The organism is Burkholderia sp. L-4 (genome assembly GCF_056856535.1).
On record NZ_JBXEOX010000001.1, the window covers coordinates 3325306 to 3349954 of the forward strand.

The 24649-nt window shown below is 68.9% G+C and carries 18 protein-coding genes; 11 read left to right on the forward strand and 7 right to left on the reverse strand.

The window, feature by feature from the left end; genetic code table 11:
- Positions 1-188 precede the first annotated feature (188 nt).
- The 9 genes from aceK to bioB all read left to right on the forward strand — a co-directional run bounded on the left by aceK (position 189) and on the right by bioB (position 10250).
- Positions 189-2006 (forward strand): bifunctional isocitrate dehydrogenase kinase/phosphatase, encoded by a 1818-nt coding sequence (gene aceK / locus AC1VVG_RS15490; protein ID WP_034189164.1) that lies wholly within the window; start codon positions 189-191, stop codon positions 2004-2006.
- Between the two features lie 68 nt (positions 2007-2074).
- Positions 2075-2845, forward strand: a complete 771-nt coding sequence (gene can / locus AC1VVG_RS15495) for a carbonate dehydratase (protein WP_034189163.1) — start codon at positions 2075-2077, stop codon at positions 2843-2845.
- Between the two features lie 102 nt (positions 2846-2947).
- Complete coding sequence (locus AC1VVG_RS15500; protein WP_034189162.1) at positions 2948-3625, forward strand: SDR family oxidoreductase; 678 nt, start codon at positions 2948-2950, stop codon at positions 3623-3625.
- A 39-nt stretch (positions 3626-3664) separates the two neighbouring features.
- On the forward strand, positions 3665-4102 hold the full coding sequence (locus AC1VVG_RS15505) for a YchJ family protein (RefSeq protein ID WP_034189161.1): 438 nt from the start codon (positions 3665-3667) through the stop codon (positions 4100-4102).
- A 106-nt stretch (positions 4103-4208) separates the two neighbouring features.
- Positions 4209-5474 (forward strand): dienelactone hydrolase family protein, encoded by a 1266-nt coding sequence (locus tag AC1VVG_RS15510; protein ID WP_034189160.1) that lies wholly within the window; start codon positions 4209-4211, stop codon positions 5472-5474.
- 468 nt (positions 5475-5942) lie between these two features.
- Positions 5943-7289 carry an adenosylmethionine--8-amino-7-oxononanoate transaminase gene (bioA, locus tag AC1VVG_RS15515; protein WP_473376182.1) on the forward strand — a complete coding sequence of 449 codons (1347 nt, stop codon included), beginning with the start codon at positions 5943-5945 and terminating at the stop codon, positions 7287-7289.
- Complete coding sequence (gene bioF, locus AC1VVG_RS15520; RefSeq protein ID WP_034189158.1) at positions 7286-8470, forward strand: 8-amino-7-oxononanoate synthase; 1185 nt, start codon at positions 7286-7288, stop codon at positions 8468-8470. Before bioA ends, bioF begins: the two co-directional genes overlap by 4 nt.
- Positions 8467-9189, forward strand: a complete 723-nt coding sequence (gene bioD / locus AC1VVG_RS15525; RefSeq protein WP_034189157.1) for a dethiobiotin synthase — start codon at positions 8467-8469, stop codon at positions 9187-9189. The genes bioF and bioD overlap by 4 nt, the downstream gene beginning before the upstream one ends.
- Positions 9190-9230: 41 nt before the next feature.
- Complete coding sequence (gene bioB / locus AC1VVG_RS15530; RefSeq protein WP_034189156.1) at positions 9231-10250, forward strand: biotin synthase BioB; 1020 nt, start codon at positions 9231-9233, stop codon at positions 10248-10250.
- Positions 10251-10312: 62 nt separating this feature from the next.
- On the opposite strand, the gene AC1VVG_RS15535 is transcribed toward bioB, so the two are convergent.
- The 3 genes from AC1VVG_RS15535 to AC1VVG_RS15545 all read right to left on the reverse strand — a co-directional run bounded on the left by AC1VVG_RS15535 (position 10313) and on the right by AC1VVG_RS15545 (position 13574).
- Positions 10313-11389, reverse strand: coding sequence for a suppressor of fused domain protein (locus AC1VVG_RS15535; protein ID WP_059558849.1), 1077 nt, complete (start codon positions 11387-11389; stop codon positions 10313-10315).
- A 50-nt stretch (positions 11390-11439) separates the two neighbouring features.
- Positions 11440-12165 (reverse strand): copper homeostasis protein CutC, encoded by a 726-nt coding sequence (locus AC1VVG_RS15540; protein ID WP_059558851.1) that lies wholly within the window; start codon positions 12163-12165, stop codon positions 11440-11442.
- Between the two features lie 122 nt (positions 12166-12287).
- A complete protein-coding gene (locus AC1VVG_RS15545; protein ID WP_034189153.1) occupies positions 12288-13574 on the reverse strand; it encodes a sensor domain-containing phosphodiesterase in 1287 nt (428 codons plus the stop codon).
- A 283-nt stretch (positions 13575-13857) separates the two neighbouring features.
- Here AC1VVG_RS15545 and AC1VVG_RS15550 point away from each other — a divergent pair, with 283 nt between their 5' ends.
- Positions 13858-15525, forward strand: coding sequence for a Na+/H+ antiporter (locus tag AC1VVG_RS15550; protein WP_034189152.1), 1668 nt, complete (start codon positions 13858-13860; stop codon positions 15523-15525).
- 96 nt (positions 15526-15621) lie between these two features.
- Here AC1VVG_RS15550 and AC1VVG_RS15555 read toward each other — a convergent pair whose 3' ends face one another.
- Positions 15622-19194 (reverse strand): indolepyruvate ferredoxin oxidoreductase family protein, encoded by a 3573-nt coding sequence (locus AC1VVG_RS15555; RefSeq protein ID WP_059558854.1) that lies wholly within the window; start codon positions 19192-19194, stop codon positions 15622-15624.
- Between the two features lie 1702 nt (positions 19195-20896).
- Entirely contained in the window at positions 20897-21454 is a 558-nt protein-coding gene (locus AC1VVG_RS15560; RefSeq protein WP_069245716.1) for a DapH/DapD/GlmU-related protein, read from the reverse strand.
- A 388-nt stretch (positions 21455-21842) separates the two neighbouring features.
- Here AC1VVG_RS15560 and AC1VVG_RS15565 point away from each other — a divergent pair, with 388 nt between their 5' ends.
- On the forward strand, positions 21843-22457 hold the full coding sequence (locus AC1VVG_RS15565; RefSeq protein ID WP_034189149.1) for a glutathione S-transferase family protein: 615 nt from the start codon (positions 21843-21845) through the stop codon (positions 22455-22457).
- A 23-nt stretch (positions 22458-22480) separates the two neighbouring features.
- On the opposite strand, the gene AC1VVG_RS15570 is transcribed toward AC1VVG_RS15565, so the two are convergent.
- Together AC1VVG_RS15570 and AC1VVG_RS15575 are read right to left on the reverse strand one after the other, a co-directional pair.
- Positions 22481-23449, reverse strand: coding sequence for an ion channel (locus tag AC1VVG_RS15570; protein ID WP_059558857.1), 969 nt, complete (start codon positions 23447-23449; stop codon positions 22481-22483).
- A gap of 169 nt (positions 23450-23618) precedes the next feature.
- Positions 23619-24635 carry a sulfate ABC transporter substrate-binding protein gene (locus AC1VVG_RS15575; RefSeq protein WP_473376185.1) on the reverse strand — a complete coding sequence of 339 codons (1017 nt, stop codon included), beginning with the start codon at positions 24633-24635 and terminating at the stop codon, positions 23619-23621.
- Positions 24636-24649: the final 14 nt, after the last annotated feature.

Sequence of the window (24649 nt, forward strand, 5' to 3'; positions counted from 1 at the left end):
AAAAAAAGTTCGTGCCAGAATCGGTTCCGTACCCGTATCTTTACGCGAAGATGCACCGAACGGCACGCAACGGCGAACAACGCGCCGATTGGACGCCGTTGGCGCGTCACCCCGAAAGTCATTGAAACGCCGACTTGGGCGCTAAAATGGCGAGTGCTTACAGCCCCTCCCGAACGAGCCTGCACGCGATGAATCACTTCCCCAAACTGCTGTCGTCGCAGATCGGTTTCGACGTCGCGCAGACGATGCTCGAATACTTCGATCGCCATTACCGGATCTTCCGCGAAGCGGCGGTCGAGGCGAAGACGCTGTTCGAGCATTCCGACTGGCACGGGCTGCAGCGGCTCGCACGCGAGCGGATCACGTCATATGACGAGCGCGTGCAGGAATGCGTCGAGCTGCTGGAAGACGAATACGACGCGGAGAACATCGACGACGAAGTGTGGCAGCAGATCAAGCTGCACTACATCGGCCTGCTCACGTCGCACCGCCAGCCCGAGTGCGCGGAAACCTTCTTCAATTCGGTGTGCTGCAAGATCCTGCACCGGTCGTACTTCAGCAACGATTTCATCTTCGTGCGCCCGGCGATCTCGACCGAGTATCTCGAGAACGACGAGCCGGCCGCGAAACCGACCTACCGCGCGTACTATCCGGGCACCGACGGGCTCGCCGCCACGCTCGAGCGCGTCGTCACGAACTTCCAGCTCGAACCGGCGTTCGAGGATCTCCCGCGCGACATCGGCTGCGTGATGCAGGCGATCGACGACGAATTCGGCCACTTCGACGCGGCGCCGAATTTCCAGATCCACGTGCTGTCGTCGCTGTTCTTCCGCAACAAGAGCGCGTACATCATCGGCCGCATCATCAACGCCGACCGCGTGCTGCCGTTCGCGGTGCCGATCCGCCACGTGCGGCCGGGCCTGCTCGCGCTCGACACGGTGCTGCTGCGCCGCGACCAGCTGCAGATCATCTTCAGCTTCTCGCACTCGTACTTCCTCGTCGACATGGGCGTGCCGTCCGCGTACGTCGACTTCCTGTGCACGATCATGCCGGGCAAGCCGAAGGCCGAGATCTACACGTCGGTCGGCCTGCAGAAGCAGGGCAAGAACCTGTTCTACCGCGACCTGCTGCACCACCTGTCGCATTCGAGCGACCGCTTCATCATCGCGCCCGGGATCAAGGGCCTCGTGATGCTCGTGTTCACGCTGCCGTCGTTCCCGTACGTGTTCAAGATCATCAAGGACCACTTCCCGCCGCCGAAGGAAACGACGCGCGCGCAGATCATGGAGAAGTACCAGCTCGTGAAGCGCCACGACCGCCTCGGGCGGATGGCCGACACGCTCGAGTATTCGAGCGTCGCGCTGCCGCTCGCGCGGCTCGACCACGCGCTCGTGCGCGAGCTCGAGAAGGAAGTGCCGTCGCTGCTCGAATACGAGGACGACAACCTCGTGATCAAGCACCTGTACATCGAGCGCCGGATGACGCCGCTGAACCTGTACCTGCAGAACGGCAGCGACGCGGACGTCGAGCACGGCGTGAAGGAATACGGCAATGCGGTGAAGGAGCTGATGAAGGCGAACATCTTCCCGGGCGACATGCTGTACAAGAACTTCGGCGTCACGCGCCACGGCCGCGTCGTGTTCTACGACTACGACGAGATCGAGTACCTGACCGACTGCAACGTGCGCCGCGTGCCGCCGCCGCGCAACGAGGAAGACGAGCTGTCCGGCGAACCGTGGTATACCGTCGGCCCGCACGACATCTTTCCGGAGACCTACGGACCGTTCCTGCTCGGCGACCCGCGCGTGCGCGACGTGTTCATGAAGCACCACGCGGACTTCTTCGATCCCGCGCTGTGGCAGGCGAGCAAGGACCGCCTGATGCAGGGCGAATTGCCCGATTTTTATCCGTACGACGCAGCGCTGCGCTTCAACGTGCGCTACCCCGCGCGCTTCGGCGCGACGGACCAGAACGACGGCGAAGGCGACGCGCAGCGCGCCGCCTGACGCCGCGGACACCGAACCTGCCGATCGATCCGATATCGATCCGATTTCCGTCAACGGAATCCACACCGATGAATACCCCAGACAATCCGCTCTCACATCTGTTCGACAACAACGAAGCCTGGGTCAAGCGCAAGCTCGAGGACGATCCGCAATTCTTCGCGCGCCTCGCCGACCAGCAGGCGCCGGAGTACCTGTGGATCGGCTGCTCGGATTCGCGCGTGCCCGCGAACCAGATCATCGGCCTGCCGCCGGGCGAAGTGTTCGTGCACCGCAACATCGCGAACGTCGTCGTGCACAGCGACCTGAACTGCCTGTCGGTGATCCAGTTCGCGGTCGACATCCTGCGCGTGAAGCACATCATGGTCGTCGGCCACTACGGCTGCTCCGGCGTGAACGCGGCGCTGCTCAACCGGCGCGTCGGCCTCGCGGACAACTGGCTGCATCACGTGCAGGACGTGCGCGAGCGCCACGCGGCGCTGCTCGAGGACTGGCCGGTCGGCGAAGCGCGCTATCGCCGCCTGATCGAGCTGAACGCGATCGAGCAGGTCGTCAACGTATGCCGCACGACGATCGTCAACGACGCGTGGGCCCGCGGCCAGTCGCTCACCGTGCACGGGCTCGTGTACGGCGTGCACGACGGCCGGATGCGCAACCTCGGGATGGCCGTGTCGAACTTCGACGCGCTCGACGAGACCTACAAGCGCTGCGTGGCCGCGCTCACCGCCGGCGGCAACCATGCGCCGGACAACGACATGATCGCGGCGGACGCCGCGCGGCGGCTCGAAGGCGTCGCGCAGGCGGTCGCCGCCACGCTGAAGCCGTGCGACGACGCGCAGTAACGCGGCATGCGCGTGGCGGCCGCCGTCACGCGGCCGCGACCCATTTCGAACGGATCTGACACCGGCACCGCCCAGGCGGCGCCCAGGAAAGGAGCGACGGGCATGAAAACCGTATTGATCGTCGGCGCATCGCGCGGCCTCGGCCGCGAATTCGTCCGGCAGTACCGGCGCGACGGCTGGAACGTGATCGCGACCGCGCGCGACGAAGCGTCGCTCGACGCGCTGCGCGCGCTCGGCGCGCACGCGCATGCGCTCGACATCGCGCGGCCCGAGCAGATCGCGGCGCTCGGCTGGAAGCTCGACGGCGAACGGCTCGATGCGGCCGTGCTCGTGTCGGGCGTGTACGGGCCGCGCACCGAAGGCGTCGAGACGATCACGGCCGAGGATTTCGACGCGGTGATGCATACGAACGTGCGCGGGCCGATGCAGTTGCTGCCGATCCTGCTGCCGCTCGTCGAGGACGCGCGCGGCGTGCTGGCGGTCGTGTCGAGCCGGATGGGCAGCATCGCCGAGGCGACCGGCACGACCGGCTGGCTGTACCGCGCGAGCAAGGCCGCGCTGAACGATGCGCTGCGCATCGCGTCGCTGCAGACGCGCCATGCCGCGTGCATCTCGCTGCACCCCGGCTGGGTGCGCACCGACATGGGCGGCGCGCAGGCCGCGATCGACCCGGAAACGAGCGTGACCGGCATGCGCCGCGTGATCGCGGAATCCGGTGCGGACGTGTCGCAGGCCAACGGCCGCTTCTTCCAGTACGACGGCATCGAGCTGAGCTGGTGAGCCGAACCGACAACCGAACGTCGTTAATTCCCGTTTCGCATGATTTTGAACCGACCTGACGCGTGCCCGTGCGGCGGCGCGTCCCCCGCGCCCGCCGGCAAAGCGCCGGCGCCGCGCTATGCGGCATGCTGCGGCCGCTTCATCGACGGCGGCGAGGCCGCGCCGACCGCGCTCGAGTTGATGCGCTCGCGGTACAGCGCGTACGTACTCGGCGCGACCGACTACCTGCGCGCAACCTGGGCCGCGCGCACCTGCCCGCCCGATCTCGATACCGACCCCGACGCCCCCGACGCGCCGCGCTGGCTCGGCCTCGCGGTCAAACGCCATGCGCCGCTCGACGAACGCCACGCGGAGGTCGAATTCGTGGCCCGCTACAAGGTCGGCGGGCGCGCTCACCGGCTCCACGAGACGAGCCGTTTCGAGCGCGACGAGCACGGTTTCTGGCGTTACGTCGACGGCGAAGTAAGTGATCGCTGACAAATAGTTGCTGTGTCAGACGCCGGGTAATTCCCGCATTGCACAACCCGATTTTGTCGGGCTAGGATGACCTCGAATTGGTCATGTTGCATGGCAGGGCTTACGAATGGCGTTCAGCAAGGTATTGGTGGGATGGATGGCGGCCGGCGCGCTGTCGGCCGCTCAGGCCGGTGCGCTGCCGAACGCAACGCCGGGTGCGGGCGCGAGCGGCTCGCTCGCCCATGCCGAGCGCTTCGATTACGGCGACTCGAACCTGCCGCAGGTCGCGGCCGATCTCAACGAACAGATTCTCCGCATCCCGGCCGACGCTTCGGGCGCCGTCACGCTCGAGGCGACGCTCTTCAAGCCGGACGGCCCCGGCCCGTTCCCGCTCGTCGTCTTCAACCACGGCAAGAACACCGGCGATCTGCATCTGCAGCCGCGCAGCCGGCCGCTCGCGTTCGCGCGCGAATTCGTGCGCCGCGGCTATGCGGTGATCGCGCCGAACCGCCAGGGCTTCGCCGGCTCGGGCGGCACGTACCAGCAGGAAGGCTGCAACGTCGGCAAGAACGGCCTCGCGCAGGCCGCCGACGTCGACGCGACGGTGCGCTACATGTCGCACCAGCCGTACGTCGATGCGTCGCGCATCGTCGTCGCCGGCACGTCGCACGGCGGCCTCGCCTCGGTCGCGTACGGCACCGAAGCCGCGCCGGGCGTGCGCGGCATCATCAACTTCTCGGGCGGGCTGCGCCAGGACCTGTGCGACGGCTGGCAGCGCAACCTCGTCGATGCGTTCGACCAGTACGGCGCGCACACGGCCGTGCGCTCGCTGTGGCTGTACGGCGACAACGATTCGGTCTGGACGCCCGCACTCGTCGCGCAGATGCACGACGCGTACGTGTCGCACGGCACCCAGGCGCTGTTCATCGATTTCGGCCGCTACAAGGACGACGCGCACCGGCTGATCGTCGATCGCGACGGCGTGCCCGTGTGGTGGCCGGCCGTGCATGCGTTCCTCGCGGAACTGAACCTGCCGACCTCGGTGCGCTACGCGGTCGCGAACCCGCACGAGCCGAAGGCCACCGGTTATGCGTCGATCGATGCGGTCAACGCGGTGCCGTATGTCGACGAAGCCGGCCGCGAAGGCTATCGCCGCTTCCTGAACCAGCATCCGAGCCGCGCGTTCGCGGTCTCGTCGGAAGGCGCGTGGTCGTGGGCGGAAGGCGGCGACGACCCGATGGCGCTCGCGCTCGACAACTGCGCGAAGCAGGGCGCGGGCGCGTGCCGGCTGTATGCGGTCAACGACCGGGTCGTGTGGAACACGACGCAGACGGCCGACAACGGCGACGCCAACACGCGCGACGCCGATACGCACGCACTCGCTTCGCGCTGACGCGCGGCGGATCGTCCGCCGCGCCCGTTCCGCCCGATCCGGCACCTCCTTCCGCGTTGCCCCTGCTCGCGGCCATGCGGCATGCCGCCCCGCCTGCCCTGCCGGCCGCCCCTGTTCGCCGCTGATTCCGTAGACCATTCGGCCGCCGCCTCGCGTGCGTGGCGTCACGCCGCCCCCTCGCGCCGGTCTTCGATCCCCGTTTTTCCCGGTCATGCCGGCGCGCGGCCCGCGATTTTTTTCTGTCAGGGGGGCTCACTCGAACGTCGTCATCTACGGTCATTTTCCCGCATCCGCCGCGTTCGGTTCCGAGCCCCCCCGAACTGCGCCGAACTCCCGCCCGGCAAGGCTTTGCGGGGTTTGTAACCGCTAGTGCAACGTCCGGCGGAACACGCTAATCTCACCGCGTTTCGTGTTCCGCCGCGCGGCATCCGTCGATGCCGCGCGGCCGTTTTACCCCCCGGAGTCGCCTTGAGTACGCCAGCCACCGACGACTGGGTCGCGCGCAGCCTGCGCGCGGTCTGGCATCCCTGCACCCAGATGAAGCATCACGAGCGCCTGCCGCTCGTCCCCGTCGCGCGCGGCGCGGGCGTGTGGCTGTACGACCGTGACGGCCGCCGTTACTTCGACGCGATCAGCTCGTGGTGGGTCAACCTGTTCGGCCATGCAAACCCGGACATCAACGCGGCGCTGAAGGACCAGCTCGACACGCTCGAGCACGCGATGCTCGCCGGCTGCACGCACGAGCCCGCGATCGAGCTCGCCGAACGGCTGCACGCGCTCACCGCGCGCACGCTCGGCCATGCATTCTTCGCGTCGGACGGCGCGTCGGCCGTCGAGATCGCGCTGAAGATGAGCTTCCATGCGTGGCGCAACCGCGGCCGCGCGAACAAGCAGGAATTCGTCTGCGTCGCGAACAGCTATCACGGCGAGACGATCGGCGCGCTCGGCGTGACCGACGTCGCGCTGTTCAAGGATGCGTACGATCCGCTGATCCGCCATGCGCACGTCGTCGCATCGCCCGATGCACGCGGCGCGCTGCCGGGAGAAACGGCCGCCGACGTCGCGGGCCGCGCGCTCGCGGACGTGCGGCGCCTGTTCGTCGAACGCGGCGAGCGCATCGCCGCGCTGATCGTCGAGCCGCTCGTGCAGTGCGCGGCCGGCATGGCGATGCACGATCCGTCGTACGTGCGCGGGCTGCGCGCCCTCTGCGACGAATTCGGCGTGCACCTGATCGCCGACGAGATCGCGGTCGGCTGCGGCCGCACGGGCACCTTCTTCGCGTGCGAGCAGGCCGGCGTCTGGCCCGATTTCATGTGCCTGTCGAAAGGCATCAGCGGCGGCTACCTGCCGCTGTCGCTCGTGCTCACGCGCGACGACGTGTACGCGGCGTTCTACGACGACGACACGACCCGCGGCTTCCTGCACTCGCACTCGTACACCGGCAACCCGCTCGCGTGCCGCGCGGCGGTCGCGACGCTCGACCTGTTCACGCGCGACGACGTGCTCGCGCAAAACATCCGCAAATCGGCGGCGCTGCGCGCGGCGCTGGCGCCGCTCGACGCGCATCCGCGGGTGCGCCACCTGCGCGAGCGCGGCACGCTGTTCGCATTCGACGTCGCGCTCGACGGCGACGCGGCGCGCGGCTTCTCGCGGCGCTTCTTCGAACACGCGCTGGCGCGCGAGCTGCTGCTGCGCCCGATCGGCACGACCGTGTACCTGATGCCGCCGTACGTGATGAGCGACGACGACATCGCGTGGCTCGCGCAGCGCACGCGCGACACGCTCGACGCGACGCTGGAGGACATCGGCCGATGAGCCTGCTCGACACCCTGCAACGCGGCCTCGCCGATCTCGACGCGCAAGGGCTGCGCCGCGTGCGCCGCATCGCCGACACCGCGTGCGACGCACGCATGACCGTGAACGGCCGCGAGATCGTCGGCTTCGCGAGCAACGACTACCTTGGCCTCGCCGCGCATCCGGCGCTCGTCGCCGCATTCGCCGAAGGCGCGCGGCGCTACGGCTCCGGCAGCGGCGGCTCGCACCTGCTCGGCGGCCATTCGCGCGCGCACGCGACGCTCGAGGACGAACTCGCGGGCTTCGCGGGCGGCTTCTCGGATGCACCGCGCGCGCTGTACTTCAGCACCGGCTACATGGCGAACCTCGCCGCGATGACGGCGCTCGCCGGCCAGGGCGCGACGATCTTCTCCGACGCGCTGAACCACGCATCGCTGATCGACGGCATGCGGCTGTCGCGCGCGAACGTGCAGGTCTATCCGCACGCGGATACGGCCGCGCTCGCCGCGCTGCTCGACGCCTCGGATGCCGAAACGAAACTGATCGTCAGCGATACCGTGTTCAGCATGGACGGCGATCTCGCGCCGCTCGCCGAACTCGTCGCGCTGGCCGAACGCCACGGCGCGTGGCTCGTCGTCGACGATGCGCACGGCTTCGGCGTGCTCGGCCCGCAGGGCCGCGGCGCCCTGGCCGCCGCCGCGCTGCGTTCGCCGCATCTCGTGTACGTCGGCACGCTCGGCAAGGCGGCCGGCGTCGCGGGCGCGTTCGTGATCGCGCATGAAACCGTGATCGAATGGCTGATCCAGCGCGCGCGCAGCTACATCTTCACGACGGCCGCGCCGCCGGCCGTCGCGCATGCGGTATCGGCCAGCCTGAAGGTCATCGCGGGCGACGAAGGCGACGCGCGACGCGCGCACCTCGCCGCGCTGATCGACCGCACCCGCGCGCTGCTGCGCAACACGCGCTGGCAGCCGGTCGATTCGCATACGGCCGTGCAGCCGCTCGTGATCGGCAGCAACGACGCGACGCTCACGGCGATGCGCGCGCTCGACGCGCACGGCCTGTGGGTGCCCGCGATCCGGCCGCCGACCGTGCCGGCCGGCACGTCGCGGCTGCGCGTGTCGCTGTCGGCCGCGCATTCGTTCGACGATCTCGCGCGGCTCGAAGCCGCGTTGATCCAGGCCAGCGAGGAAGCCGCATGAACCCCGCCCCGCTCTCCCTGTTCGTCACCGGCACCGACACCGAGATCGGCAAGACCTTCGTCTCGGCCGCGATGCTGCACGGCTTCGCGCGGCGCGGCCTGCGCGCGGCCGCGCTGAAGCCCGTCGCGGCCGGCGCGTACGAACGCGACGGCGTCTGGCGCAACGAGGACGCCGACCAGCTCGATGCGGCCGCGAACGTCGTGCTGCCGCCCGAGCTGCGCACGCCGTTCCTGCTGAAGGCGCCGGCCGCGCCGCACATCGTCGCCGCGCGGGAAGGCGTGACGCTCGACATCGACACGATCGTCGCGTGCCATCGCGAGGCGCTGACGCGCGCGGACATCGTCGTCGTCGAAGGCGCCGGCGGCTTTCGGGTGCCGCTCACCGACACACGCGACATGGCCGACCTCGCGGTCGCGCTCGGCGTACCGGTCGTGATGGTGGTCGGCGTGCGGCTCGGCTGCATCAGCCACGCGCTGCTGACGGCAGACGCGATTCGCCAGCGCGGCCTCGCGCTCGCGGGCTGGGTCGCGAATCATGTCGACCCGGCGATGTCGTTCCCGGACGAGAACGTCGCGACGCTGCGCGACTGGCTCGCCCGCGAGCATCGCGCCCCGCTCATCGGCCGCATTCCGTACATGGCGCCGGCCGCGCCCGAATCCGCCGCGGCGATGCTCGACATCGACGCGCTCGTCGAGTCGCTGCGCACCGCGCGGCGTTGACCCAACCGAATCCCCATTCCCGCCCAGGACAGGAAACCGAAATGACCCAAGCCCAGACCGCCGCCGTGCAACCCGACGCGATTCCCGTGGCCGCACCGGCCCCGCAGCGCTGGCGCGTCGCCGACGTCGTCGCGCTGTTCGCGCTGCCGTTCAACGACCTGATCTTCCGCGCGCAGCAAGTGCATCGCGAACATTTCGACGCGAACGCGGTGCAGCTGTCGACGCTGCTGTCGATCAAGACGGGCGGCTGCGAGGAAGACTGCGGCTACTGCTCGCAATCGTCGCATCACGACACGGGCCTGAAGGCCGAGAAGCTGATGGACGTCGACGCGGTGCTCGACGCCGCGCGCGCCGCGAAGGCGAACGGCGCGAGCCGCTTCTGCATGGGCGCCGCATGGCGCAATCCGAAGGAACGCCACATGCCGGCGCTGACCGAGATGGTGCGCGGCGTGAAGGAACTCGGCCTCGAGACCTGCATGACGCTCGGCATGCTCGAGGACGAACAGGCGCAGCAGCTCGCGAACGCCGGCCTCGACTACTACAACCACAACCTCGACACGTCGCCGGAGTTCTACGGCCAGGTGATCTCGACGCGCACGTACCAGGACCGCCTCGACACGCTCGACCGCGTGCGCGACGCCGGCATCAACGTGTGCTGCGGCGGCATCATCGGGATGGGCGAATCGCGCCGCGAGCGCGCGGGCCTGATCTCGCAGCTCGCGAACCTGAACCCGTATCCGGATTCGGTGCCGATCAACAACCTCGTCGCGATCGAAGGCACGCCGCTCGAAGGCACCGCGCCGCTCGATCCGTTCGAGTTCGTGCGGACCATCGCGGTCGCGCGCATCACGATGCCGAAGGCCGTCGTGCGCCTGTCGGCCGGCCGCGAGCAGCTCGACGACGGGCTGCAGGCGTTGTGCTTCCTCGCCGGCGCGAACTCGATGTTCTACGGCGACCAGCTGCTGACGACCAGCAATCCGCAATCGCAGAAGGACCGCGCGCTGTTCGAGCGCCTCGGCATCCGCGCGAGCGACGCGGACGCGATGTCGGCCAGCGCGTAAGCGACCTCGGCCGGCGGGCCGGGTTCGCCGACGAAACAACCGGGGCACGCCCCGGTTTTTTTTCATCCGATGGTCTGCACCGGGTTGCCGTTCGCGTCGCGGATCACCGTCTTTTCCACGCGCCAGCGCACGCCGTCGAGCCCGTCGATCGCATACTCGCCGGCGCGCGGCTTCAGCGTGCGCGCCAGCGCCCGCACCGTCGCGTCGGTCAGGCGCAGCGTCAGCGTGCCGTCTTCGTCGGTCACGCCGTTCGCGTCGGCGCGCACGAATCGCACCGCGCCGTCATGGCCGACCAGGCGAAACGGCCGGTCGAACGGCAACCGCAACGGCAGCAACGCGACGAGTTCCTCGACCTGCCGTGCGCCGACGGTGATCTCGATCACGGGCGCGCGCAGCAGCCGCTTGCGCGTGCCCCATCCGAGCACGTCGGTGAACAGATAGCCGCTCGCCGAGCCGTCGCGCTGCGTGCCGGCATCGACCTGCTCGCGCACGTCCGCCCGTTCGAGCAGCGACGCGCGGCCGAGATCGGTCACCCAGAGCGGTATGTGCGGCAGCAGCGCGTCGAGCAGCGCGCGCGTGCGCCAGCGCTTCGCGGCGCGCTCTTCGTCGAGCGTGAGCCCGACGACCTGCAGGAACGCGAGACGGCCGTGCGGCGTGTCGATCGCCGGCAGTTCCGGATCGAACGCGAAACCCATCGAGCAGAGCGCCGTGCCGGTATCGAGCGCGATCGGGCCGTTGGCCGTCATCCAGTGGCCATCGTCGAACGCATTGCCGCTCTCGAACACGTAGCGCGCGAGATTCTGCAGGAAGCTGAACACCCAGCGCGGCGGCTCGTCGTCGCCGGCCGCGCACGCGACGCGCATCGTCAGCTCGAACCCGAAGCCGCTGACGGCCGGATCGTCGGACGCCTTCTCGTACAGCTCGCTCAGCCCGTACGTGACGAAGTGCCAGTGCGGCACGGGCGCCGCGCGCTTCCACACGCTGATCCCGTCGAGCGGGTCGGGGCCGCCGAGCCGCCACTTGACCAGCGTGCCGTAGTGCTTCGGCGCCTGGCCCGGATAAAGGCGGGCCAGCGCGCCGTCGATCGCGTCCCAGCCGGGGGCGGCGTCGTCCGGTGTGTCGTGGGTTGCGTCGGTCATGTGGCCCTCGCCCTCGATGCGTGTTCTGGTGCGTGGTGCCGCCGCGCGCGTCACACGTGCGACGTCGCGCCGTCGAGCGCCGCGCGCACGCGCCCGACGCGCTGTTCGTCGACGGGCGCCAGCACCTCGCCGCGCGGCCGCACACCCGAGCCGAAATGCACCGCGCGCACGCCGGTCGCGCGAACGAAATCGCCGACCGCGTCGATCGTGAGCCCCGAGCCGGCCAGCACCGTGCAGGTCGAACCGGCGGCCTGCCGCACCAGCCGCGTGATCGTCGCGACGGCATCGAGCACCGACGGATGGCCGCCCGACGTCAGCACGGACGTGACGGCCGGCACGCGCAGCAGCGCGTCGAACGCGGCGTTGAGATCGCGTGCGACGTCGAAGGCACGGTGGAACGTGAGCGCCCGGCCGTCCGCGGCGGCCGCGATGCGGGCCAGCGCCTCGAGATCGACGTCGCCGCGCGCGTCGAGCGCGCCGAACACGACACCGTTCGCGCCGGCCGCGACGGCCGCGCGCACGTCGCGCTCGATCACGCGCAGATCGTCGGCGTCATAGACGAACGACCGGCTGTGCGGTCGCACGATCACGTTGACGGGAATCGGCACGGCGGCCACGACGGCCTCGATCAGGCCGACGCTCGGCGTCAGCCCGCCTTCGGTGATCGCGGTCACGAGTTCGAGGCGGTCGGCGCCCGCGCGGGCGGCGGCCCTTGCATCGCCGACGGTCGTGGCGATCACTTCGAGAAGCACGGAAGAAGCGGCATGTCGGTTCATGGGCGGCCCGCGAATCGTCTGGACAATTCGCGCATCCTAGCCGAGCCGCGGGACGGACGCCAGCGTGACGGCGGCCGTCCCGCGCCGCCGCGCCCCGATCGCCGCATGCGATCCGGGCGGTGCTAGCCGGCGTCCGCTTCGTCGTCGACCCAGTCGATATCGCCGCACAGCACGCGCTGCGCATCGCCGACGCGCACGGCCACCGACAGCGTCACGCACGGCTGCGCCTCGTTGATCGACAGGTACGGCCGCGTAACCTGCACGCGTCCCGGCTCGGCGATCGCCGAACGGAAATACGGGCGACGCAGCCAGTTCGCGCCCTGCGCGTCGGCCAGCGGCGAGAAGCGCGCCTCGCTCAGCGCGCGATCGGCGCGCAGCACGACGTTGCGTCCCGACTGGCGGCCGTGCGCGTCGAGCAGGAAGCAGCGCGCGGCCGCGTCGAGCGCGAGGAAGTTCCAGCACACCTCGTCGAGCGGCTCGCCGGCCGCGAGACGCTCGGCCGCCCGCTCGAACGCGCGCAGATACGGCGCGAGCCGCTGCGCGTCGCGCCGCTCGCGCGCTTCGGTCTGCTGACGGAAGCGCTCGGTCAGCTCGCCGATGCAGCCCGTCGCGGTCGCGCTGTCCGGCAGCCCCGGCGCCGGGCGCCCGAAGTAGTAGCCCTGCACGAAATCGGCCTCGCACGACAGCGCGATCTGCGCCTCGTGCTCGGTCTCGATCCCTTCGACGAGCACGAGCTTGCCGGCCTCGTGCAGCAACGTGACGAGCCCGTGCAGGATCGCGGTGAGCCCGGTGCGGTGTGCCGCGTGCGACAGCATGATCCGGTCGAGCTTCACGATGTCCGGGTTCAGCTGCCAGATCCGTTCGAGGTTCGAATGACCGGCGCCGAAATCGTCGAGCGCGATCAGGAAGCCGTGCGTGCGGAATTCACGCACGGCTTCCGCGAGGCGCTCGACGTCTTCCGCGCGCTGCTCGAGCACTTCGAGCACGATGCGGCGCGGCGGCATGCCGAGCCGTTTCAGGTTCGCGAGCAGCGCGGCCGCCTGGAACGGATCGGTCAGCACGCCCGGATGGACGTTGAGAAACAGCCATTCGCGCTCGGCGCCGAGCAGCGCGAAGTTCTCGAGATGCAGCGCCTGCGCGAGCCGGTCGAGCTGCAGCAGCTCGCCCCGGCGGGCGGCTTCGCCGAACACGTCGAGCGGCGACACCGCGCGGTCGAGCGCATCGTGCGCGCGCAACAGCGCCTCGTAGCCGACCGCACGCTGGTGCGACAAGCTGAATATCGGCTGGAATACGGTCGTCAGCGTCAGGTCGTGATGCTGCGTGGCCAGACGTTCGAAGCCGGAACTCATCTCCCGCTCGAACCGGTACGGCGACGCGGCGGACGGACGCTCCTGTTGAACGATCGTCATGCCTTCCTCCTGGTCGCGCCGTCCGGCGAAGCGGACAGTACGTGCAATGTCATGGTTGGACCCTCGGTTGCCCGATCGAAGCCGGGCGGCTGCCACCTTCAAGCAAGCTCCGTGCAAGGCGCCGACAACCCATATGCCATGCGGCTGCGCCGGGCCATCGCACCACCTTGGCACACGCCCGACGCACCATCTTCGTGCGCGCGCACCGGCCGCTCGAGCGCAGCCGTCACGTCGGCACGCTACACTCCGTACGATCGTTTCATTCCCCGTATTCGCCGTATCGATGGAAATCGTCTTCACAGTCCTGATTCTGCTGCTGACCGTTGCGCTGTCCGGCGCCGTCACGCGCAACCTGCCTTTGCAACTGCCGCTGCCGCTGATGCAGATCGCGTTCGGCGCGCTGCTCGCATGGCCGAAGCTGAACCTGCACGTCACGTTCGACCCCGAAATCTTCATGCTGCTGTTCATTCCGCCGCTGCTGTTCGCGGACGGCTGGCGGATTCCGAAACGCGAGCTGTACCTGCAGCGCCGCGCGATCCTGATGCTCGCGTTCGGGCTCGTGTTCATGACGGTACTCGCAGTGGGCTACTTCGCGCATTGGCTGATTCCCGAGTTGCCGCTGCCGATCGCGTTCGCGCTCGCGGCCGTGCTGTCGCCGACCGACGCGGTCGCGTTGTCCGGCATCGCCGGCAAGGGCCGGATCCCGCCGCAACTGATGCACATCCTCGAAGGCGAGGCGCTGATGAACGACGCGTCGGGCCTCGTCGCGCTGAAGTTCGCGATCGCGGCCGCGCTGACCGGCGTGTTCTCGCTGCGCGCCGCGTCGGTCACGTTCGTGATCGTCGCCGCCGGCGGCCTCGCGACGGGCGCGATCGTGTCATGGGTGTTCAGTGCGCTGTCGACGCGTTTCCTGAACGCCGAGCAGGAAGGCGATCCGGCCCCCGGCATCGTGATGACGCTGCTCGTGCCGTTCGCGGCCTACCTGTTCGCCGAGCATCTCGATCTGTCGGGCGTGCTCGCGGCCGTGTCGGCGGGGATGATGATGAATTACACGAGCTTCTCGCGCAAAAGCACGGTCGCGTCGCGCGTGCGTGCCGAAAGCACGTGGGCGATGATCGAGTTCGTGTTCAACGGCATGGTGTTCATCATGCTCGGGCTGCAGTTGCCGCACATCATCGGCCGCGCGCTCGTCGATGCGCACCACACGAGCGACGCGCTGGTCGGCCGGATGATCTTCAACGTGTGCGCGATGATGCTCGCGCTGTATGCGATCCGCTTCCTGTGGGTCTGGCTGCTGCGCTGGTTCGCGAGCCGCCGCGCCGCGCGCCAGGGCCTCGCGGGCACGATGGCCGGCGTGCGCACGATCGCGGTGATGACGGTCGGCGGCGTGCGCGGCGCGGTCACGCTCGCGGGCGTGCTGTCGATCCCGGTCGCGCTGTCCGACGGCGCGCCGCTGCCGGGGCGCGACACCGCGATCTTCGTCGCGTCGGCCGTGATCCTCGGCTCGCTGATCGTCGCGGTGATCGGCCTGCCGCTGCTGTTGCGCGGCGTGCGCTCGACGCGCAACCCGCTCGGCGACGAGGAGCGCACCGCGCGCGCGGCCGCCGCGCAGGCCGCGATCCGCGCGATCGATTCGTCGCACGATGCGATCTCGGCCGGTCTCGACGAATCGGGCGCCGCGCGCTGCGCGGACATCTCCGCACGCGTGATGGACCAGTACCGCCGCCGGCTCTCCGCGCTGGCCGAGGACGGCCCCACGCCGCGCGCGGAAGCGAAGCAGGCCGAAACGATGGAGCTGCAGATGCGGATCGCGGCCGTGCGCGCGGAGCGCTCCGCGCTGTACCGGCTGCGCAGCGACAGCAAGATTTCCGACGAGACGCTGACGAAGCTGATCCGCGAGATCGACCTGTCGGAAACCGCGCTGTCGACGCGCAAGAAAGGCATCCTCTGACTGACGGGCCGGAAACGGCCCGCGCACAACGGTCGGGACGCATGAAAAAACGGCGACGCCCAGGCATCGCCGTTTTCACTTCCCCACACGTTCGCGTTACTTCGCGACGACGACCGGAATCCCCTTCAGCATCCCCGCGCCCTTCATCTCGTCGAGCGCGTGCTGCACGGCCGCGCTCGTCGCCGCATCGATGCCGAGCTGCAGCGCGAGCTCGCGCTCCGCGCGCTTCACGCCGGCCAGGTTGCGCACCTTCACGTGACCGAAGCCGCGCACGCGGGCGTGCAGGTCGGCCAGTTGCACGACCTGCGCCGCATTGCCGGCCGTCATCGCGGCGAACGCACGCGCGAGCGTCGTCTCGTAGTCGTCGGCCAGCGCGCGCTCCATCTTGCGCTCGACGGTGCGGCCAAACGGGTCGAGCCAGGTGCCGCGCAGGCTGCGCACGCGCGCCAGCATGCCGAACACCGGCCACATCCACTGGCCGAACACGCGCTTCCTCGGCGCGCTGCCGTCGCGGCCGGCCTTCGCGACCGTCGGCGGCGCGAGGTTGAACTTCACGCGGTACGCCTGCCCCGGCACGCCTTCGAACTGCGCCTCGAGCGCGGTACGGAACGCATCGTCCGTGTACAGCCGCGCGACTTCGTATTCGTCCTTTACCGCGAGCAGCCGGTAGAACGTCGTCGCGACCGCGCGCGTCAGCGCGTCGTCGCCCTTCGCGCGGGCGGCGTTCACGAGCGCACGGTAGCGCTCGACGTAACGCGCGCCGCCGTAGGCGTCGAGACGCGCTTCGCGATCGGCGATCAGCCCGGCGAGCGTCTCGGGCGCCGCATGCACGGCCACCGTGTGACGCGCGTTCCACAACGCGTCGAGGCCCGCCGCGTCGCCGGCCGCCATCCGGCCGATCGAGAACGCGAGCTTGTTCATCGGCACCGCGACGTTGTTCAGCTCGATCGCGCGCATCATCGCGGCGAGCGACACCGGCACGAGGCCGAGCTGCCACGCATAACCGAGCATCAGGATGTTCGCGCCGATCGAATCGCCGAGGAACTTCGCGGCGAGCGCCTGCGCGTCGCAGCTCGACAGGTAGCCGTCGCCGGCCGCGTGATGCATCTTCTCGAGCAGCGCATCCGCATGCAGGTTCGCATCCGGGTTCCGCACGAACGACGCGTTCGGGATCCGGTGCGTGTTGACGACGATCCGCGTGCGCTCGTGACGCACCGTCTGCAGCGCTTCCGCGCTCGCGCCGACGACCATGTCGCACGCGAGCAGCACGTCGGCCTGCTGCGTGTCGATGCGCACCTGGTTCAGCCACCGGTCGCTCGATGCGATCCGCACGAACGACAGCACCGAGCCGCCCTTCTGCGCGAAGCCCATGAAGTCGAGCACCGATGCGCTCTTGCCTTCGAGGTGCGCGGCCATGCTGATCAGCGCGCCGACCGTCACGACGCCCGTGCCGCCCACGCCCGTCACGAGCATGTCGAACGGCGCCGCGTCGAGATGCGTCGCCGGCACAGGCAGCCCGTCGACGCGCGCGGCGAGCGCCGCTTCGTCGAACGCGGCGCCGGCCGCCTTCTTCAGCGCCGCGCCTTCGACCGTCACGAAGCTCGGGCAGAAGCCGTTCACGCACGAATAGTCCTTGTTGCACGACGACTGGTCGATGCGGCGCTTGCGGCCGAGCGGCGTCTCGAGCGGCTCGACCGACAGGCAGTTCGACTGCACGCCGCAGTCCCCGCAGCCTTCGCACACCGCGTCGTTGATGAACAGGCGCTTGTCCGGGTCGGGGAATTCGCCTTTCTTGCGGCGGCGGCGCTTCTCGGCCGCGCAGGTCTGGTCGTAGATCAGCACGGTGACGCCCGGCGTCTCGCGCAGCTCGCGCTGCACCGTGTCGAGCTCGCTGCGGTGATGGAAGGTCGTGCCCGTCGGGAACTGTCCGTGATGGCCGTCGTACTTCTCCGGCTCGTCGGACACGACGACGAAGCGCGACACGCCTTCGGCCTCGACCTGGCGCGCGATCTGCGGCACCGAGATGCTGCCGTCGACCGGCTGGCCGCCCGTCATCGCGACCGCGTCGTTGTAGAGGATCTTGTACGTGATGTTCGCCTTCGCGGCGACTGCCTGGCGGATCGCGAGGATGCCCGAGTGGAAGTAGGTGCCGTCGCCGAGGTTCTGGAACACGTGCTTCGTGTTCGTGAACATCGCGTGCGCGGCCCAGTCGACGCCCTCGCCGCCCATCTGGATCAGCCCCGTCGTGTCGCGCTCCATCCACGACGCCATGAAGTGGCAGCCGATGCCGGCCTGCGCGATCGAGCCTTCCGGCACCTTCGTCGACGTGTTGTGCGGACAGCCCGAGCAGAAGTACGGCGTGCGCTTCACCGCGTCGGCCTCGTTCGACAGGATCTGCGGCGCGACCAGATCGACGACGCGCTCGCGCCGGTCGAGCGCCGGCTTGTGGCGCGCGAGCCAGTCGGCGAACACCGGCAGGATGCGCGACGGGCGCAGCTCGCCGAGTTCGGACAGCAGGCAGGCGCCCGCGGCGTCGTGCTTGCCGAGCACGCGCGGGCGCGCGCCTTCGGCGCGGTTGTACAGGTAGTCCTTGATCTGCTGCTCGATGACCGGGCCTTTCTCCTCGATCACGAGCACTTCGTCGAGCCCGTCGACGAAGGTCTCGACGCGCGTCATCTCGAGCGGATACGACAGGCCGACCTTGTAGATCCGCACGCCGGCCGCGTCGAGATCGGCGACCGTCAGGTCGAGACGGCGCAGCGCTTCCATCAGGTCGAGGTGCGCCTTGCCGCAGGTGACGATGCCGACGTTCGCGTGCGCGCTCGGCGCGATCCACTTGTCGATGCTGTTGGTGCGCGCGAAATGGCGCACCGCGTCGAGCTTCGCGGCGAGACGCGCCTCGATCGTCAGGCTCGGCAGGTCGGGCCAGCGGTTGTGCAGCCCGCCCGCCGGCGGCGTGAAGCCGGCCGGCGCCGGCCACCGCGTCTGCAGTGCATCGAGGTCGACCGTCGAGCCCGACTCGACCGTTTCCGAGATCGCCTTGAAGCCGACCCACGCGCCCGAGTAGCGCGACAGCGCCCAGCCGTACAGGCCGAACTCGAGCATGTCGGCGATATTCGCCGGGTTCACGACCGGCATGTGCCACGCGATCATCGCGAAGTCGCTCTGGTGCGGCATCGACGACGACACGCAGCCGTGATCGTCGCCCGCGACGACCAGCACGCCGCCGTGCGGCGACGAACCGTACGCGTTGCCGTGCTTCAGCGCGTCGCCGGCGCGATCGACGCCCGGGCCCTTGCCGTACCACATCGCATACACGCCCTCGACCGTGCGCTCGGGATCGGCTTCGACGCGCTGCGTGCCGAGCACGGCCGTGCCGCCGAGTTCCTCGTTGATGGCCGGCAGGAAGCGCACGCTGCTTGCGTCGAGCAGTTTCTTCGCCTTCCACAGCTGCTGGTCGACCATCCCGAGCGGCGAGCCGCGATAGCCGCTGACGAAGCCGGCCGTGTTGAGGCCCTGTTCGGTATCGACCGTGCGCTGCATCAGCAGCAGGCGGATCAGCGCCTGCGTGCCGGTCAGGAAGATCCGGCCGCGCGTCGCGGTCAGGTTGTCGGTCAGTCGGTAGTCGGACAGGGTAGGCGTGCCGTCGACGGGCAGGCGGGCAGTCATGGGGGAAGTCTCCGGATTGTGCTGTTCTGGGCTGCGCGGCGGGCCATCGGGCGGCGGGTGACCGGCGGCAGCGAATGGCTCTATTTTTTCGCGCGCAGCCGAGAATGTTTTTTCTCATCTTGCTCGACCGGCGCTTGTGCGAGAAAAACTGCGCAGGTTTTTGCCGGAATTTGAGAGAGTTTTCACGCGAGCACCGGGCGAGCGGTTGGCGGGACGCCGGGACGGCCGGCTGGCACGACAAAAGGGGCGGCCCACCAGCCCGCGCGTGCCGCAAGGCGCGCCTCGCGCCCGTCGACTGGCGCTCGAACCCCGCGCGACAAGGGTTTCGCGGGAATCGGGCAGCCCCCCTCACCGTTGCAATGCACAGCGTTCCGATTGGTCCGGCGCGCCGGATGTCCACAACATCGGGCCCTTCTCGCCGACCGGGTTCGCGCGCTCACCGTTCGATTGCACAGCGTTTCGAGTGGCGTCGGGACCGGGATATCCACATCCGGAACCGGCACGCGGTTCGCTCGGGCGCCGACCCTCACCGTTGAAAGTCACAGCGCGGCGAGTGGTTGATGGCGGTGGATATCCCCATCTCGGCCTGCTCGTTTCGTCGATCCGCTGTCCACCCTCACCGTTCGAATACACAGGGCCGAGAGTGGCTTTGTCCGTCGGATCCTCACGCCGGAATACGCATGCGCCGCGACCACCGCTTCTCCCTCACCGTCGACATGCACAGGGTTTCGACTGGCCGCGGCGACCGTTTTCCGTGCCTGAACCTGCGTTGCCTTCCGGCCATGCACGCCCCTTCACCGTTGGAAACCACAGCGCTTCGAGTGGCTTGTGACGCCGGATATCCACATCGGAGCGCCTCGGCAGATCGATCGCGAAAGCGTGTTCCAAAGCGCGCCGGCGGGCGGCAAGCCATGCCCGAAGCGGCCTGTCACCCGATCGGACGCCGACCCTCACCGTCGAAAACCACAGTGCCGCGAGTCGTTCCGATGGCCGGATATCCACACTGAAGCGCGCGCGGCGCGCCTGACCGGGCACGTGCCCCCGGCGGCGACGTCGGCCGGACAGCCGCGTCCGGACTGGCTGCCGGCCAGCCGGACGCTCATGCTCACCATCGATTCCCACAGCATGTCGAGTCGCTCGGGAGAGCACGGGCATGCGACGAAAATCGCACGTTGGAAGCCACGCGCCCGCGCTCACCGTTAGAATGCACGACCCTGCGACCGGGATCCGCACCCGGATGCCGGCATCGCGACGCACACGGGGTTCGGTCACGCCTTCGCGCGTTCCGTTAGAATGCGCGGCGCCCCGAATCACGGCAGAGGCCGGCAAGCCTTGCCGGAACGGGCGCCTCGCGCGATCGGGCGGCGACACTCACCAGTGGATTTCACAGCATTTCGCTTCGTCTCGCGGCGAGTTGTCCACACCCCGCTTCGCCTCTTGAGCGGCATCCGGTGATCCTCACCGGTGAAATCCACAGCGCGCCGAGTCGTTTCGGGGCGAGGATATCCACAAGCGGTCGCGCGACGAGACCTCCATGCACGCGCCGGCGCACCGCAACCGGAAAAGCCGGAAAGCCTTGTCCGGACGGCCTCGGCGGCACCCTCACCATTCAAATGCACAGCGTTTCGAGTCGCTGCGGGGCGAGTTGTCCACATCCGTCCGACGATGCGCCGTCGCCCCGACAGGGGCGCCCGGGCAAACGCTACTCCGCAATCGACCGGATGACCTTCGCCGGATTGCCGCCGACCAGCGTATTCGGCGGAACATCACGCGTGACGACCGCCGCGGCCGCGACGACCGCATTCTCGCCGACCGTCACGCCGCCGATGATCGTCGCGCCGGCGCCGATCCACACATTCCGTTCGATCACGATCGGCTTCGCAACGACGCAGTCGCGCCGCCGCGAAGGCTCGACCGGATGACCGGACGTGATCAGGCTGACGTTCGGGCCGATCATCACGTCGTCGCCGATCTCGAGTCCGCCCAGGTCGTAGAACGTGCAGTTCTGGTTGACGAACACGTTGCGCCCGAGCTTCATGCCGGTGCCGCCCGTCGCGTGAAACGGCGGGATCAGCACGAAGCCGTCGTCCACTTGCGTGCCGATCAGTTCGCCGAACACTGCGCGCACTGCCGCCGCATCGTCGAACGTCAGACGGTTGAGCCGCGCCGTGATCGCCATCGCGCGTTTGACCTCGGCCACCATCGCCGCCGATTCCGGCGTTCTTCGCGGAATGATCGTGGTGCGATCGTCGTTTGCCATGCGTGACTTGTCCCTGGTGATTTCCGCGTTTCGTGATGCGTCGGCGGTGGTGGTCGAATGCCTGCGAGGCCGTGTGCGAGGATGCGGCGGGACCGGCGGCGACCCCGGGTGGTAACGCCGCTTCCGTCAGGATCACTCTCGATTTTACTAACTAGTCAATATATAACTAGTTATCGCAAAACTTCGTTGTGCCGTCAGGCTTTGCCCGATTTTTCGCCCGATCCGCGCTCGCCATACAACGCCCGAACAGGCTCGCTCGACCGAATGGCCCCTGGCCGTGCGCCCCTAGCCGGGCGCCCCTGGCCGGGCGCCCCTGTCCGAACCTCCTGCGCTCGGGTACGCTTGAGCATCGACCGGACCGACACCTGCACCCACACGCGGAGGCGCGATGAAGCTCTACTACTGGCCGAAGACCCGGGCATTCCGGGCGTTGTGGATGCTCGAGGAAATCGGTGTGGTGTACGAACTCGTGCCGATCGACCTGCGCTCGCACGAACAGGGCAGCGACGCGTTCGTGCAAGTCAACCCGATGGCCAAGCTGCCCGCGCTCGACGACGGCAGCGCGCCGTTCGCCGAATCGGGCGCCGTGCTGCTCTACCTCGCCGACCGCTGCCCGGGCGCCGGGCTCGGCATCGCGCCCGACGATCCGCTGCGCGGCCGCTTCCTGCAATGGATGTTCTTCACGCCGACCTGCCTCGAACCGGCGATGGCCGAAAAATTCACCGGCGCATCGGGCAATCCGGTCGCGTTCGGCTGGGGCAACATCACGCGCGTGCAGCGCGCGCTCGCGCAAGCGCTCGCCCATCGCCCGTGGCTCGTCGGCGAGCGCTTCACCGCGGCCGACCTGCTGCTCGCGAGCACGTTGAAGATCGCGTTCGACGCGCATCTGCTGCCGCACGAAGGCGTGCTCGGCGACTACGTCGCGCGCGCCGAGGATCGCGACGCATTCCGCCGCGCCGTTGCGATCGAACAGCGCGAAGCGGCGCGGTTGCTGCATGCGTGACGGCTGACGGGCCGGCCCCGCGATCACGCCTGCGCGGCCGGCCCCTGCGCCGGTGCATCGGCGTCGATCACCACGCCCGGCGAGCCGCGCTCGTCGGTATCGACGTCGATCGGCACGACTTCGTGAAAATGCGTGTAGTCGATGTGCGTGATGCCGTCCTCGTCGTGCATCAGGTCGACGTAGCGATGACGCCAGCGGATCTCGCCATGCGCCCATGAATGACGCGCCTGCATGACCTGCGCGGTCGTCTCGTCCGAGCCTTCGATCGTGATCAGCAACGACGCGTCGCGCGCGGCCAGCGATTCGGGCGTCTCGCCGAACAGCGCGCTCGACTCGTCGATCACGTGCATCAGGTTCCAGCCGAGCAGGAAGATCGGATGCTCGCTGCGCACGAGCGGCAGGTCGTGGATCTTGCGCAGCGAGTAACCCTCGTGCGTGCCTTCGATGCGCATCAGCCGCAACTTCGCCTGCGCCTCGGCGATCACGTTCTGGCGCGCATTCGCGGCGCGCACCATCAGCGTCATCCGGCCGTTCAGCGGCCGCACGATCGCGTTGCGCGCGAACAGGATCTTCGCCTGCGGCCGCGAAAAGCGCGCAAACACGAGCCCCGTGGCCAGCGCGATGCCCGACATCCCGACGAAGATCTCGAACGTCGCGACGAGGTGGGCGTAAACGGTCTGCGGATGCATGTCGCCGTAGCCGACGGTCGCGAGCGTCTCGACGCTGAAGAAGAACGCGCCGCCGAAGCCGGCCGGCGACTGGTTCGCGATCGGCGCATGGCCGAGCAGATAGAGCGTCGCAAAGCCGCCGTTGAGCAGCAGGAACAGCACCGCGAGCGACAGGAAGAACACGGGCCAGCTCACCGTCAGCGCGCGATGGTAGAAGTCGCGCCAGCCGAGCGGCGGCATCCCGTACGCGATCACCGGGCGGGTGCCCGACCAGATCTTGCGGCCACGGCCGCGGGGGGCTGGGGAAGACGAATCGACGTTCATCGCGCGGCGCCGGTTGCAGGGAGGCGATGAGCGTAGCATGCGCGGCGGCGGCCGGGAACGCGTACCGGCGCGAAACGGAAATCCGCCGCGCCGTGCCGAAAAAAAACCGGCCGCGTGGGCGGCCGGCTGCGTCGTCATCGTGCGGACCCGCGCGCGAGGCGCGCCGCGGTCACTTCCGGTCGACGATCACCTGGTCGAACGTGCCGCCGTCGGCGAAATGCGTCTTTTGCGCGTTCGCCCAGCTGCCGAAAACCTGCTCGACGCTGAACGTCTTCAGCGCCTTGAATTCGGCCGCGTGCTTCTTCAGCACGTTCGCGTCGCGCGGGCGCAGATGGTGCTGCGCGATGATCTCCTGCGCTTCCGGCGTGTACAGGTAGTCGAGATACGCCTGCGCGACCTTGCGCGTGCCCTTCTTGTCGACGACCTTGTCGACGACGGCGACCGGCGGCTCCGCGAGGATGCTCGCCGACGGATACACGGCGTCGAACTGCGCGCCCGATGCGCCGGTGTCCATCAGCGCGACCTCGTTCTCGAACGTCACCAGCACGTCGCCGATGCCGCGCTGCGTGAACGTCGTCGTCGCACCGCGGCCGCCCGAATCGAGCACCGGCACGTTGCGGAAGATCGCCTTCTCGAAATCGAGCGCCTGCTGGTCGGTCGCACCCTTCAGCTTCTCGAAACCCCATGCGGCGAGATACGCGTAGCGGCCGTTGCCCGACGTCTTCGGGTTCGCGATGATGACCTGGACGCCCGGCTTCGCGAGATCGCTCCAGTCCTTGATCGCCTTCGGATTGCCCTTGCGCACGAGGAACACCATCGTCGTCGAGTACGGCGAGCTGTTGTCCGGGAAGCGTGCGCGCCAGTCCTTCGGCAGCAGCTGGCCGCGCTCGGCGAGCAGGTCGATGTCGTTCGGCTGGTTCATCGTCACGACGTCGGCCTGCAGCCCCTGCAGCACCGACAGCGCCTGCGCGCTGGACGCGCCGTGCGACTGCTTGATCGTGACGGTCTCGCCGGTCTTCTGCTTGTATGCGGCCGCGAAGCCCGTGTTGATGTCCTTGTACAGCTCGCGCGTCACGTCGTACGACACGTTCAGGATCGACGTGTCCGCATGCGCGGCCGTCGCCGCCACGACCAGCGCCGCCGCGCCCGTGTGCAGCCAGCGGCCGATCCCCTTGATGCTTGCCATCGTGATATGCCCCG